This window comes from Pontibacter populi (assembly GCF_019336435.1).
Taxonomy (GTDB): Bacteria; Bacteroidota; Bacteroidia; order Cytophagales; family Hymenobacteraceae; genus Pontibacter; species Pontibacter humidus.
Window position 1 is genome coordinate 165,409 of sequence record NZ_JAHWXQ010000005.1, and the last position, 13,995, is coordinate 179,403.

10 protein-coding genes are annotated in these 13,995 nt (G+C 45.4%); 4 read left to right on the plus strand and 6 right to left on the minus strand.

What is annotated here, in order from left to right; genetic code table 11:
• Nucleotides 1-273: 273 nt before the first annotated feature.
• Nucleotides 274-3,678 (minus strand): UvrD-helicase domain-containing protein, encoded by a 3,405-nt coding sequence (locus KYK27_RS16085; RefSeq protein WP_199111333.1) that lies wholly within the window; start codon nt 3,676-3,678, stop codon nt 274-276.
• 171 nt (nt 3,679-3,849) lie between these two features.
• Entirely contained in the window at nt 3,850-4,389 is a 540-nt protein-coding gene (locus KYK27_RS16090) for a hypothetical protein (protein ID WP_199111334.1), read from the minus strand.
• A 621-nt stretch (nt 4,390-5,010) separates the two neighbouring features.
• Between KYK27_RS16090 and KYK27_RS16095 the strand changes: the two genes are divergently transcribed.
• The gene (locus KYK27_RS16095) at nt 5,011-6,882 is read left to right on the plus strand and encodes a DEAD/DEAH box helicase (protein WP_199111335.1); all 1,872 of its coding nucleotides are present in this window, start codon (nt 5,011-5,013) and stop codon (nt 6,880-6,882) included.
• A gap of 577 nt (nt 6,883-7,459) precedes the next feature.
• The gene (locus KYK27_RS16100; RefSeq protein ID WP_199111336.1) at nt 7,460-7,876 is read left to right on the plus strand and encodes a hypothetical protein; all 417 of its coding nucleotides are present in this window, start codon (nt 7,460-7,462) and stop codon (nt 7,874-7,876) included.
• Nucleotides 7,877-8,032: 156 nt separating this feature from the next.
• On the opposite strand, the gene KYK27_RS16105 is transcribed toward KYK27_RS16100, so the two are convergent.
• The 3 genes from KYK27_RS16105 to KYK27_RS16115 form a co-directional block, all read right to left on the minus strand.
• Nucleotides 8,033-8,488: a ferritin-like domain-containing protein gene (locus tag KYK27_RS16105; RefSeq protein WP_199111337.1), complete on the minus strand. Its 456-nt coding sequence runs from the start codon at nt 8,486-8,488 to the stop codon at nt 8,033-8,035.
• A gap of 67 nt (nt 8,489-8,555) precedes the next feature.
• Nucleotides 8,556-9,797, minus strand: a complete 1,242-nt coding sequence (locus KYK27_RS16110; protein ID WP_199111338.1) for an NAD(P)/FAD-dependent oxidoreductase — start codon at nt 9,795-9,797, stop codon at nt 8,556-8,558.
• Between the two features lie 90 nt (nt 9,798-9,887).
• Nucleotides 9,888-10,715, minus strand: coding sequence for an SDR family oxidoreductase (locus tag KYK27_RS16115; RefSeq protein WP_199111339.1), 828 nt, complete (start codon nt 10,713-10,715; stop codon nt 9,888-9,890).
• 100 nt (nt 10,716-10,815) lie between these two features.
• On the opposite strand from KYK27_RS16115, the gene KYK27_RS16120 reads away from it, so the two are divergent.
• Nucleotides 10,816-12,279 (plus strand): phytoene desaturase family protein, encoded by a 1,464-nt coding sequence (locus KYK27_RS16120; RefSeq protein ID WP_199111340.1) that lies wholly within the window; start codon nt 10,816-10,818, stop codon nt 12,277-12,279.
• A gap of 297 nt (nt 12,280-12,576) precedes the next feature.
• Complete coding sequence (locus KYK27_RS16125; protein ID WP_199111341.1) at nt 12,577-13,464, plus strand: DNA/RNA non-specific endonuclease; 888 nt, start codon at nt 12,577-12,579, stop codon at nt 13,462-13,464.
• A gap of 62 nt (nt 13,465-13,526) precedes the next feature.
• On the opposite strand, the gene KYK27_RS16130 is transcribed toward KYK27_RS16125, so the two are convergent.
• Nucleotides 13,527-13,931 carry a nuclease A inhibitor family protein gene (locus KYK27_RS16130; RefSeq protein ID WP_199111342.1) on the minus strand — a complete coding sequence of 135 codons (405 nt, stop codon included), beginning with the start codon at nt 13,929-13,931 and terminating at the stop codon, nt 13,527-13,529.
• Nucleotides 13,932-13,995: the final 64 nt, after the last annotated feature.

The following is a 13,995-nucleotide window of genomic DNA, read 5'->3' on the forward strand; positions in this document are numbered from 1 at the left end:
CCTCTGGCCCCCTTTTATTTTAAAACGCTCATTCGGACATCCTTGTCCGAATGCACTCTGTCGGGGATTTCCTAATCCCCGTGTAGCAAGTAACGCGGACTAGGAAGTCCGCAGCAGAATTGGTTTCGGACAAGGATGTCCGAAACAGCAAAATCAAATTCTTAATCCCACCGGGCCAAAGTTCCAACTATAGTTCGACACGAGCGTGGAGGCTCGCGCCATAAACTATTTAATTCTCCTTCCCCTGTTTTTAGGGGAAGGCTGGGATGGGGTTTAAAATGCCAACCCCAACTGCGCAGCAGGTTTATCACCATATTGCCATTCCTGTACTTGCTGCGTATCGAAATAATAGAGCACACATCTTACTTTTTTGTAACCTAACTGCCGGAAACGCACGGCATAATGGTCCAGGCGGTTGCGGTGTTCGGGCTCAGGTGGCGGCGATTTAAATTCTATCAGCACTACGGTTTCGCCATCAAACACGATCCTGTCCGGTTTATACAGGTAAGCGCGGGCATCCAGCACTTCTTTTTCCTGTTCTATGGCTACTTTGTTTGAAAAATAATAAGCCATTTTCGGGTGTTGCACAATTTCAGTTAACAGGCGGTGCAGTTCAGGTTTGTCGCGCTCACTGATGATGCCTTCGTAGCCCATTTGCCGCAGCACCTGGTTTACTTCCGGCGCAAACGTGATCCGCGACAAGGCATAATGCAGTTTACGGTTTACCTGGCGCTGGCGCTGTTGCGTTTCAAAATCGAAGACGTTATTGGCGTGCTGTTTTATTTTCAGACGCTGTTCCCAGTCGGTTGTTACCAGGTGGGTTAGTTCAAAGGTACCTTCTTGCGAACTATAGTTTTGATTTTTAGCCCCATTACCTTTAGCCAGCTGGTAGCAGAATTTGCCGGGCTCCCAGACTTCTTTTTCCTTCAGATACTGGTACAATAAATGGCTTATATTCTTTACCTGGCCATCTGCTTTCGGCATTTTATCTTCCACCAACAGGTCTTTTGCATTGCCTATCAGGTACAACCTTTCTATGGGGCGGGTGAGGGCCACATACAGCATGTTCAGGTTTTCGATAAAGGTCTTCTCTATCTCTGTTTTATACTGATCGCCCAGTTCCGTGCTTTCCAGCTTAGAGCCGATGTTTACCGCCACGCTGCGTAGCTTTCCGGTATAGTTTACAGTCTCCGGTAACTGGCTCCACATTAGCGAACCACGCTTCGGTTCGGTGCTCCAATCCGCAAACGGGATGATAACGATAGGGTAGGCCAGGCCTTTGGATTTGTGAATGCTGGTTATAGTTACCGCGTTCCGGTTTTTAGGCGTATTGATGCTCAGTTTTTCCTTCTGCACATCCCAATAACCCAAGAAGTTGTTCAGGTTGTTGCTGTTCTTTAAACTATACTCCAGCACTAGGTCCAGGAAGCGGAAAATGTATTCGCACTCGTTGTTATGGCCCAGCAAATTAAAAATACGGATAAGTCTTTCGGTCAGCTCGTAAATAGACAGATTGCCGGTATTGCGCTCGTCCAGGTCAAAACCGAGTTCTCTGATATAGTCATAGAAAGCGGCCGGATCTGGTGTGTTGGCTATAGTTGCAATGCGCTGCGTTACCTTTACATCAGGCACCAGGTTCTTCGTAACTATACTTATAAGGTACAGCGCTTCTGATTTCGCAAGTGCATCGTTTGGCCGGTTAAACACCCGAAACAAAGCAATGATAAAGTTTATCACTTCGGCAAACTGCAGCGACAGCGAATCCTGTGAAATAATGTCGTAGCGGCGCTCTTTCAGGAAATTGGCAATGCGTTTGCTGTTCTGGTTGGTGCGGCTGAGTATGGCAATATCGCGCAGTTCGTAGCCTTCTGCCACGGCATTTTCCACCAGATGCACCACCATGTTCAGCATGCTTTCGTTGTAGCTTATCTCTGCCGGGTGAGTGTATTTAGGGTATAGTTCTTCGGTGCGGGTGCAGGTGTCAAAATCATATTTGGTATTGCTGTCGCCTTCGTAAGTGAAAAGCACCTGCACGTGGCCGCCGGTGTTATTCGCGTCCGGAACTTCCTGTATAAAATCAGCATCATAAATAGACGTGAACATGCCAAACTCAGGGTGTGCCTGGCTGGCAAACGTAAAAATGTCGTTGTTGAAATGGATGATCTCGGCGCGGCTTCTATAGTTCTGGTTCAGGTTGTCGGGTTGCAGTACATCGTTATTCAGCGTGTGATAGCGTTCCCTGATCAGATCGGCGTTGCGGCGGTTCTGGTAGAGTTGGGCGGTATTCTTTTTATAGAGGTGCAGAATCTGTTCCATTTCGCCACCACGCCAGCGGTAAATCGCCTGCTTGGCATCGCCCACCACCATGCTAAAGTGTCCCGAGGCAAGCGCATTTTCTACCAGCGGCAACAGGTTGTTCCATTGCAGCACCGAGGTATCCTGAAACTCATCTATCAGGATGTGGTTATACTTTTCGCCGAGGCGCTCATAGATAAAAGGCACCGGTTCCTTCAGCACGATATCAATAATGCGTTTGTTGAACTCCGAAATGTGCACCGTATTTTTATCCAGCTTAATTTCCTGCAGGCATTTTTCCAGCTCGTTCAGTACCGATAGTTTATACAGATGCGGCACGATAGCATTAAGCAGGGTATACATGCCGGCATACGCTTCTTTCCGGTTCTCCAGTTCCAGGTATAACTCGGACAACTGGTCTTTTACACTATCGATCTGGCTAACTATAAAGCTGTTCTTTTTAGCAGATGCGCTGTACCAGCTATCGTTCTCGACGGTTTTGCGGGCATTGCTGTTACTATAGTTCAGGTCTATGATTTTAAGCCAGCGGTAGAAGTAGCCGTAAATGCCATTCTTGCCATACGACAGGTCGGCAGCATCCAGGTTTGCTTGCTCTATGAGTGCTACAGCCTGTGTGGCGGGTTCAACTATAGCGGCTTCTATCTGTTGTTTGGTTTGGCGCAGTTGCTGGTGCACTTCCCTGAAATCTTCCAGCGTAAGCGTCTGCAGGTCGGTAATGGCTTCGTACACCTGTTCATTCAGCAGGTTTTTAGCAAAGTCCGCCAGTTCCTGGGTCAGCATGCTCCAGCTGCGGCCTTCACTTGCTTTTTCCAATATAAACTGCTCCAGGGTTTCGGTCAGCAGGTCGCCTTTTTCATTTTTTACCTTGTCCAGCAACAGCGATACAGCTGTGTTCAGCAGGGTATTCGAATCCAGGTCTACTTCAAAATTGTGCGGTATTTTCAGCTCACGCGCAAAAGCCTGAACGATCTTGTTTACAAAGCTGTCTATAGTGCTTACACTGAAATCGGCATAGTTGTAAAGTACTTGTGTAAAAACCAGACCGGCTCTTCTTCTTATCTCTTCTTTATCAAGGTGTTGTTCCGGGTGGGCTTGCTGTAGTTCGCTGGTTATAGTTTCCAGCAGGTTCTCGCTTTTGGCTTTTGCTTTCTCAGGTAAAGTATCGTCGTTAAAGCCACGTAAAGCTCCCAGAATACGCTCCTTCATTTCGGCGGCCGCATCGTTGGTAAAGGTAATGGCCAGTATAGATCTATAGTAGTCGGGGTTTGGCTGGTGCAAGGCCAGTTTCAGGTATTCCTTGGTAAGCGCGTATGTTTTGCCTGACCCGGCAGAAGAAGAGTATATTTTAAAAACTGATGCCATTGCAGTTGAGATAAAGCCAGGTATAAAGATACACTTTTGCCCGCCCGCATGCCAGTGTTTGCAAGCTTGTAAGTGAAGTAAATTGCTATGCTGCTGATAGTAAAGGTGTAAAATAAAAACAGGCTGCCTGTAGGGGATAGGCAGCCTGTTTCAGTTTATAGTATGTAGAGTTTATGCAAATGCAGGTTCTTCAATACGTTCTTCTGCTGTTTTTGCAGGTATGGCGCTGTTGGCACATACATGGAACATAATGCGGGCCATCGAGATCACGTAATCAGAAATGATACAGTGTTGCTGCTCCAGGCCATTTAATACTTTGCTGCCACCAAGGTTAAACTTGCTTAATTCCAGCACTTCATCAAAGTTCTGGCGCAGCATTTTAAGTGCTTTAAAAGATGGTTCGTTATAATACATCGGGATAACCTGGCAAACGGCATAACTGCCTTTAGCGCGTTCCTGTGCGATCATCTGGCACAACGATTCGGTATTTACTTTATCCAGGTCAGAGATAATAACAAAGAAAACGCTTTTCTTGTCAGTTGTCGCCTTACGGGCCGGCACACTGCCTACCAACATGTTACGGCTAACGGAAGAGCCATGCACAAACGCTTCATCCTTCAGAATTTTGTTGTGAATTTTAAAAGCCAGCGCACCAGAAGCAATTAGATTAAAGTCTTTGCCTTGAGTTGAAATTTTTGTAAAATGTAACATAAGTGAGGGACTAGGGGGTTTAAGGTTTTGTTTAATTGATTTTCAGTAAGCGGTGTATTGCTACACATGCTCATTAGCTTCTGTTCAATAAGGCTTGTAGGTAATATGGGGCAGGGGAGTACCGGGGTTAGGTACAGTTTAATCGGGCATAAGGGTCAGTAGTTTTTGGTTTCGGATTTTGTAAACTACGGCACTTGGTTAAAAATAAATGTTTAAATATTTAAATTACTGGTAAACGTATGCCTTAAATGGGTGAATTGACTACAATAACGTGTGGTCATAAAAAAGGTTGTACACAAGTAATTTAAAAAGTAATAAAATTTAATTAAATATTTACATGTTATACTCCCTTTAACCAGCTAATGTTACAGCCTTAAGTATAGAATTATACTAATATTTTAATATTGATCCCAGATTACATATTATGGCAGTATTTGGGAACATTAGTAATTGACGTAAAAACCTCGTACCTTTGCAGCCGATTTGGAATAAGTCTGATTTACTGGTATAACTGGCAACGCCACAATTGGATAACCTTTATTTTTTGTTTTTCGATACGTATCATAGGGATAGGTAAAAACAGGCTACTCCAGAGAGTTATTTTCAGTAATAAAAAATTAGATGAACAAAATCAGATTTGACGAGCTTCCGCTTTCGCCGGAAGTTCAGCGTGCTATCGCAGACATGGGCTTCGAAGAAGCCTCTCCAATCCAGACAGAAGCAATACCAGTTATTATGGAAGGCCGTGACATTATCGGTCAGGCACAGACGGGTACAGGTAAAACTGCCGCTTTTGGTATTCCAACTATAGAAAGCATTGATGAGAACGACCGCAGTGTGCAGGCGCTTATCCTTTGCCCAACCCGCGAACTGGCTATCCAGGTAGCTGGCGAGATCCAGAAATTAATTAAGTATAAGCCAAATATCAGCATCGTTCCTATTTACGGTGGCCAGGCATACGACCGTCAGCTGCGCGCTTTAAAGCAAGGTGTTCAGATTGTGATTGGTACGCCGGGTCGTGTAATGGACCACGTAGAACGCGGTACTTTAAAGCTTGACAAGATCCGTAAGATCATTTTGGATGAAGCAGATGAGATGCTGGACATGGGCTTCCGTGATGATATCGAGTTTGTATTGAGCAAAATGCCGGAAGAGCGCCAGACGATCTTCTTCTCGGCTACGATGTCTAAGCCGATCATGGACCTTACCAAGCGTTACCAGCAGGACCCGGTGATCGTTAAGGTGGTTCATAAAGAGCTTACCGTAACTAACATCGACCAGATCTACTTTGAGGTGCGTAACAGCATGAAGCAGGAAGTACTTTCGCGCGTGCTGGATATGTTCAACATGAAGTCTGTTGTGATCTTCTGTAATACGAAGCGCATGGTGGATGAACTGGTAACAAGTCTGCAGAGCCGTGGTTATTTAGCCGATGCCCTGCACGGTGACCTTAACCAGAACCAGCGTTCTAACGTGATGGGTAAATTCCGTAACGCACAGCTGGAGATACTGGTAGCTACTGACGTAGCAGCCCGTGGACTGGATGTAGAGAACGTGGAAGCCGTATTTAACTACGACCTTCCGCAGGACGAAGAAGCTTACGTGCACCGTATTGGCCGTACAGGTCGTGCCGGTAAATCAGGTAAAGCTTTCTCTTTCGTGTCTGGCCGTTCTGATATGTATAAGCTGAAGGATATCATGCGCTATACTAAAGCCAATATCCAGCTACAGCAGGTACCTACTTTTGAAGATGTGAACGAACTGCGCACCAGCATGTTCCTGGATAAAGTGCGTGAAGTACTGGAGAAAGGTAACCTGACCAAGCATATCGCAAACATCGAGAAACTTGTAACCGAAGACTATACTTCGCTTGAAATTGCAGCTGCCTTACTTAAAATGACTTTGAAAGAAGCTAAAGTTAAGGAAGCTGGTAAAGAAGCTGAAAAAGGACTAGGTTTCTCTAAGGAAGGTTTCGACCGTCTGTTCATTACGATCGGTAAAAAAGACCGCGTTCATCCAAAGGACCTTATCGACCTGTTAGCTGCAAACTCTGATATTCCTGCTGCTAAAGTGGGTGATATTGACCTGTACGACAAATTCAGCTTTGTTGAAGTGCCTTCAGAATATACTGCCAATATACTTGAGAAAGTAGGCCGTATTGAAGTGGACGGACGCATGGTGGTTGTTGAGAAGTCTGATAAAAAAGGCGGCGGCAAAGAAGGCGGTGAGCGTGAAGATCGCGGCGGAAGAGGTGGCAGCCGTTTCGGCGGTGGTGACAGAGACCGTGATCGTGGCGACCGTGGTGGCAGCCGTTTTGGTGGCCCACGTGGTGGCGGAGACCGTGACCGCGGAGGCGACAGAGGTGGTAGCCGCTTTGGTGGTGGAGACCGTGACAGAGGCGGTGACCGCGGTGGAAGCCGTTTTGGTGGAGAAAGAGGCGGAGATCGTGACCGTGGAGGTGACAGAGGTGGTTTCCGTAGAAAAAGATTTTAATTCTTAATAACCTTTGCCTGCTACAGGCGTATACATAACTATACAGCTTTAGAAGCTTAAAAACTTCATTTAACTGTTAGAATAAGCCGACTTGAAACGTCGGCTTATTTGTTTTATAGGGTTCTGGTAATATTTGCCGATAATTTTCTTCAAACTATAACCTTCCTGTAAAACGAGGCGTAAAAGGATTATCATAAAAAGGTTGGAAGATTACCTAATTGCTCACGCAGTTAGTTATAAAAAGGGTTACATCAGACGGATGTAACCCTTTTTATTTTTATGCCTATAGTTCCCGCTATGAATTCCGGAGAATAAACTATATTGGTGTTATACGATGTAGTAAGTGAGTGATGTAGGCAGAAAGTTTCGTGCTGATTTTACTATCTATTCTACATATACGGTGCAGATAAGCTGAATAGCGTTTCGTATATCCAATAGGTAAAACTATATAGAAAATTGATAGATCAAGTATATAAAGCGTGCGATACCCTTTGTCTTAATCTTTACTATTTTCTCCTGCTCAGAGATAGAAATAAATACCACTCAAGAAGCAACATCAGTTATACCTTCTAGTGCCATGGAAATTGCTAAAGAAAGGTCAGTTGCTGGTATTAAGGAAAAGGATGAATCCAAAACATTACAAGGTAAAAAACTAAGAATGGAGACATTCACTTATATTCCAGAAGAATATTATGGCTGTGGGTGTAGCTTGTTTTTAACAGAACAGGATGAGAAAGCAGATATCCATATCTATCGAGACGCCGGTGATATTGCCATGATAGTACTGAACGGAAAAATTCATAGGATGGAATATAAAGGCGAACTCAATGGTGTTACTACTTATTCTAATGATTCAATAAAAGTGGAGAGAGTTCATGCAAAAGCGATTGAAAGTACAGAGATGGAGGAAACAGTGGATGTTGAAGGAGTACTTACTATTACTAAAGGCAAAGACAAACTTGAGAAAAAGTATATCGGGTATTGTGGCTGCTAAACGGTGATTATAACTCTAATCCAATAGCATACTTAGCAAACAAGGGCACATAATTTCGACTTCGACTAAGCCGAACTCATATTATGAATAAATCCATAGCCCACAAAAAAAGGAGCTTTAAGCTCCTTTTCATATTTCTTAAACTATAGTTATAGTTTATGCTTCGCTTCTTGCCTTATCGCGCAGGGCACGGATGTGGTCATGTGCATGTTTTACATCCATGTACTGCTGCTCAACTATCTGCTTCAGGTTACCTGGTAAATCTGCCTTGCGGGCTTCCTCAAACGCTTTAACGGCATAGTCCTCGCCACGCTCGCACTCTTCCAGAATTCTTGTTCTGTCCTTTGAACTGATAGCAGATTTAATATCGATCCAGATTCGGTGAACAGTACCTTCAAGTGAGCTGGACTCATCGTCGGTTTTACCCATTTTATGAAGTTCTGCCTGTAGTTCTGTTATCATGCTATCGCGCTGCACAGCGTATTTCATAAAAAGTTCTTTCAGGTCTCTGTCTTCCACATCTTCAGCGGCAGTTTTGTATCCTTTGGCGCCATCCTTACATCTTTCTATCAGATGGTGCACTGTCGAGAATACTTCTTTATTGATTTCCATAGTTTTGAAGGTTTAGTTACTATATGCGATATTACTCATATACGTAACGTAAAGTTACTCAGGGCGGTTATAGTTTGGCTGCCATGGCACTACCCGCCAGGAAACCCGTTGTCCAGGCAGCTTGGAAATTAAAGCCACCGGTTATACCGTCAATATCCAGCACTTCGCCTGCAAAATATAAACCGGTATGCAGGCGGCTTTCCATATTCTTCATGTTCACCTGGCTCAGGTCTATTCCGCCACAGGTCACAAACTCTTCTTTAAATGTGCTTTTGCCCTTCACTTCCACAGCCATCCGGAGCAGCGCTTCAACCAGTTTATTGGTGTTTTTAGCTGGTAGCTCGGCCCATTTCGTTTCAGGTTGGATTTCGGCCAGTGTGGTTAAAGCTTTCCAAAGGCGTTGCGGCAGGCCAAATAGTGCGTTTGTAATTACTACTTTTTTTGGATGACTTTGTCTATAGTTCTGTAATTCAGTTCGTAGGCTTTCTTCCGTGTAAGTCGGTATCCAGTTTATCAGTGCTGTAAAGGTATAGTTCTGGTCATGGAATATTCGAGCTCCCCAGGCAGATAACTTCAGTACAGCCGGGCCACTATAACCCCAATGGGTTATAAGCAACGGACCTTCGTACTCCAGTTTCTGCCCGGCAATGCGTACTCTGGCATGAGGAACCGAAACACCCATCAGCTCCTTCAGCGGGTTGCCCGGTACATTAAACGTAAACAACGACGGTACAGGCTCCTGTATCGGGTGGCCAAGCTCACGCAACCAATCGTAACCGGTGGCTTTAGGATTCCCTCCGGTGCATATCAGCACTTTATCAGCTTTTATTTCGGTACCGTTGCTTAATTGAACTATATAGTTGAGCTGGTTTATAGTTGCGTCAGGGGGAGTGATGAGGGAAACTCCAACACCCGTTTTTATATTTACGCCAGCTTTGCGTGCTTCCTGCAACAAGCAATCCGCTATAGTTTGGGAGCTGTCGGTAACGGGAAACATACGTCCATCTGCTTCGGTTTTAAGTTTTACACCGCGCTGCTCAAACCAGGCAACCGTTTCCTGTGCGCCAAATGTTTTAAAAGCATCTTTCAGTGGTTTTGCTCCGCGCGGGTAATGTTGCGACAATGGGCCAGGAGAGAAGCAGTTATGTGTTACGTTGCATCGCCCACCACCTGAAACCAGTACCTTAGCCAACAACTTATTTGTTTTCTCGAGCAACACTACATCTACATCAGGGTTAACCTGTGCACACGTTATCGCCCCAAAAAAACCGGCAGCCCCACCACCAATCACTACTACTTTATAACTCATTGTTGATTGTTAATTGATGATTGCTTAAGCAGCTATCGCAGATATTTAAACAATCAGCAATCAACAACCAGCAATCAAAAAGCAAAGATACTAAAAGAAGTGCATGGGGTCGGGGTACTGAAACACGTATGGCAGATCATCTTTCAGTTTTTGGTTGCTGATGAGCTTAAAGTTGGTTTCTGCCATCTCCAGGAAAGTTGGAGGCTCCAGGTCAAGGGCCATGGTAGCAGCAGGGTAAAAGTCTTTGCGCATCGGGTGCACATCGGAGCAGGCATTGTAAATTTCGCCCCACTTTTCCTGTTCTATAATGCGCTTTAGTATCAACACACAATCATCGCGGTGGATCAGGTTAACAGGCGCATCGCCTCCCGGTACATCTTTCTTGCCTGCCATAAATCTACCTGGTCTACGGTCTTCGCCAACCAGTCCGGCAAACCGAACTATAGTTGTCAGCCACTCTTCGCGATCCATAAATAGTTTTTCAGCACGGAGCAGGGCATAGCCGGGATCACTTTCTTTTGTAAGGGCAGTATCTTCTTCGGTAACGATACGGTTCAAGTCGTTATACACGGAAGTAGAGGAGGCGAACAATACTTTCTTAACTGGCGAATCCAGCATAGCCCTTAAAAGCAGGTTCAACTGTTCCAGGTAACTGCTTCCGGCATCGGAGCGCAGTTTAGGCGGTATGTTCAGCACCAGCACATCTGCCTCCAGGAAATCGGCCAGGGATGCTTCGTCCAGTGCTTCGGGTTGCAGGTTTACCAGGTAAGGTTGTATGCCTTTCTGCGCCAGCATATCCAGTTTGGCAGGCGAGGTGGTAGCGCCTTTTACGCGTTTTCCTGAATTTACCAGTGTCTCCGCTAACGGCAGGCCCAGCCATCCACAACCTAATATGCTGATATCAGCTTTTTCGCTCATGTAGTTAGTTTATAGTTTATAACAAAAGCACAGGCATCCTGTTACAGCTTCCGGGAAGTAAAGTTGCACTATAAAGCCATCCAAAGCAAAATTCACTTAAATGCAGTACGATGTAGTGGTAATCGGTTCTGGTTTTGGCGCACTGTCGGCGGCAGCTTTGTTGTGCAGACGCGGGCTAAGTGTCTGTATCTTGGAACAGGCCAAATACCCGGGTGGCTGCGCGACAACTTATAAGCGAAAAGGATACTGGTTTGAGACGGGTGCTACCACTTTGGTTGGCTTAGACGAAAACATGCCGCTGCGCTACCTGCTTGATGAAACCGGTATTCAACTACCAAACTTGCGCAAACTGGAAGTGCCCATGCAGGTCTGGTTAAGCAACGGCGAAATTATTACCCGGTACCCTGACCTGGAGCAATGGATAGCTGAGGCAGAACGGGTTTTTGGCAAGCCTGGTCAGCGTGCATTCTGGGAGCATTGTTATAAAATCAGTCAACAGGTATGGCGTGTTTCGTTGCAGCAACAAAGTTTTCCGTTTTCCAACTATAAAGATCTTTTACAGGCAGCAGCTTCCTTCCGCCCAGCCCAGTTGCAACTCATTCCCGGCGCGTTCCGGACAATGGAAAATGTTTTGAGGCGCTTTGATCTGTTGGATAACCGGTTGTTTGTAGATTTTGTAAATGAGCAGCTCCTGATCACAGCCCAGAATTATTTGGCAGAAGTGAATGAGCTTTTCGGGGCAACGGCCCTTTGCTACACCTTGTATGGTAACTATTACCTGGATGGCGGCTTGATAAACCTGGTAAAACCTGTGCTTGATTACTGCCTGGCGAATGGGGCAACTATAAAATACGGGCATGAAGTAACACGTATTATTCCTGGTAATGGCAACTATACAACTATAACCGCAAAAGGAGAATTTACCAGCCGCTTTGTGCTAAGTGGCGTGCCACTGAACAACACACAAAACTTGTTCGAAAACCCAACTATAAAAAAGAAGCTACAACAATACATTTTAACATCTGAGAAACTGAACGGAGCTTTTACCATGAGCCTCGTGCTGAAAAGAAAGATGGAACTACCTGTGCTTCATCATCAGCTTCATGTTCCGAGAGGGTTGCCACTTATTGGTAGCAAAAGCATTTTTATCAGTTTCAGTCACCCTTCAGATGCGCTTCGAGCACCGGAAGGAGAGCAGTTAGCCAGTATCAGCACGCATATTGCCCACCCGCAAAATATGATCATCTACGATAAGCAGATCATCGAAAAAGCCATACTCGCCAGGCTGGAAGAAGCCGGACTTGTATTGCCAGAAGATATCATTTCTTATCAGTCTGCCACACCGGGTGCCTGGCTGTTCTGGACAGGCAGAGCGTACGGAGCAGTTGGTGGCTACCCGCAGTACAAACACATTAAACCTTGGCAAATGAAAGATGCCCGCCTGGATCATAAAGGAGCTTATGTGTGTGGCGATACAGTCTATCCGGGGCAGGGTATAGTTGGTGTATGCCTGAGCGGTATCATCGCCTTCCGTAAACTCATGCAGGATCATTATCGGGCCTAACATTTCTACTATCCTAATTCAGAGTCAAGTTCCCTGAAGTTCTGAAGAACTATAATTCCTGCAAACTGCTGTTCTGAAGTTTCGGAAAATTTACTCGCAGAATCAATACTTATCTTTAATGTTGTAACATTGTTTGTCGTTGATTATCAAGACTATAGTTGGTATTTTAGAATATTAACGAAATGGCATATGATGAAAGAAAGAACTTATGATCATATAACAAAAAATTAATATTCAGATAAGTATGATTCCGTGGCAACCTGCCATCTTTATTAGATAAATCAACCCTATATCTAAATGAAAAAATCTTTACATCGTGTATTGTATCTGGCCCTGGCTGGCCTGATGCTAGTATCCTGTTCAAGGGACAATGTGCAACCTGACGGAGTTGTAAAAGACCTCGACGGCGTTTCGAAGGTAGCGAATGCAACCGCCACAAAAGACGGAAACATGGCTATGGGTAACCCTAGCGGGGCCGGCACCAGTTACTCTAATTACCTGATCAACAAAAGCCAGTATTCTATGTCGTATAACAGCTACCGTGGTACGCCAAACTGGGTAAGCTGGCATTTGAGCAGCGCCTGGCTGGGCAGTACACCGCGCCAGGATGATTTCAGAGCAGATAATTCGCTGCCGACTGCTTTTTACCGTGTTACGCCTGCTGATTACACCGGCAGTGGTTTCGACCGTGGTCATAATACGCCATCTGCTGACCGTACGCTTACAGTTACTGACAATTCAGCGACTTTCCTGATGAGCAACATGATTCCGCAGGCACCTACCAATAACCAGCAGACATGGGCAAACCTGGAGAACTACTGCCGTACGCTGGTAAACCAGGGCAACGAACTATACATTATTATGGGTAGCTACGGTACTGGCGGAACAGGAAGTGCTGGTTATAAAACTACACTGGCCGGCGGAAAAGTAACTGTGCCAAACCGCATCTGGAAAGTTATAGTTGTATTGCCTGTAGGCACCGGCGACGTTTCCCGTGTTACATCCAGCACACGCGTTATTGCTATCGATACGCCTAACTCAACTTCCATCAGCAGCAGCTGGGGTGGCTACCGCACCACTGTAGATGCCATTGAAACTAAAACCGGCTACAATATTTTATCGAATGTTTCGAGCACTGTGCAGAGCGTTATAGAAGCCCGCGTAGATGCCGGCCCGACTCAATAAACCCAAACCCACGATTCCAGTTACACGAAAACAGCCCGGTTATTTGCCGGGCTGTTTTGTTATCAGGTCTCTACAACTATTGTTCTTAATCCGGCAAAGTCACCTTCGGGGGTTTTGCCTAATATGTAGGCGGTAATACTTATTTCATCGGCCTTAAAAACCTGCACATCCTGCAGCAGGTCGTGTAGTTTCTGTTGCAGTTGTTTGTAGCGTTCCACTTCCTGTTTCCGCTCCTCGCCATCTTCGGGGTACAGGTGCACCATGTTCCTGAAAAAGTGGTCGAGTTCCTCGGTCTTGATTTCGGCACCGTTAGATTTACCTGCCAGCGATGCCACGGTGTTCGCATTTAAAGGCAGGTGCTGGGTGTTTTCAAAGTAATAGAACTCAAAGGGGTTATCGGTTTCGCTACGCATCAGGAGCCCGTCGTAAAGTGGCTTCAGTTCTTTTTCTAGTTGATCTTTGCTCATAAGGAGGTCATAGTTTTCAAAAGGAACGTACTTTTTAAGCAATTACCAATATGCTTGCTTATAT

Coding starts and splice junctions, on each gene's coding strand:
- KYK27_RS16130 (WP_199111342.1), bottom strand. CDS start 13,931: ATGAGCAAAGATCAACTAGAAAAAGAACTGAAGCCACTTTACGACGGG.
- KYK27_RS16125 (WP_199111341.1), top strand. CDS start 12,577: ATGAAAAAATCTTTACATCGTGTATTGTATCTGGCCCTGGCTGGCCTG.
- KYK27_RS16090 (WP_199111334.1), bottom strand. CDS start 4,389: ATGTTACATTTTACAAAAATTTCAACTCAAGGCAAAGACTTTAATCTA.
- KYK27_RS16105 (WP_199111337.1), bottom strand. CDS start 8,488: ATGGAAATCAATAAAGAAGTATTCTCGACAGTGCACCATCTGATAGAA.
- KYK27_RS16100 (WP_199111336.1), top strand. CDS start 7,460: ATGGAAATTGCTAAAGAAAGGTCAGTTGCTGGTATTAAGGAAAAGGAT.
- KYK27_RS16085 (WP_199111333.1), bottom strand. CDS start 3,678: ATGGCATCAGTTTTTAAAATATACTCTTCTTCTGCCGGGTCAGGCAAA.
- KYK27_RS16115 (WP_199111339.1), bottom strand. CDS start 10,715: ATGAGCGAAAAAGCTGATATCAGCATATTAGGTTGTGGATGGCTGGGC.
- KYK27_RS16120 (WP_199111340.1), top strand. CDS start 10,816: ATGCAGTACGATGTAGTGGTAATCGGTTCTGGTTTTGGCGCACTGTCG.
- KYK27_RS16095 (WP_199111335.1), top strand. CDS start 5,011: ATGAACAAAATCAGATTTGACGAGCTTCCGCTTTCGCCGGAAGTTCAG.
- KYK27_RS16110 (WP_199111338.1), bottom strand. CDS start 9,797: ATGAGTTATAAAGTAGTAGTGATTGGTGGTGGGGCTGCCGGTTTTTTT.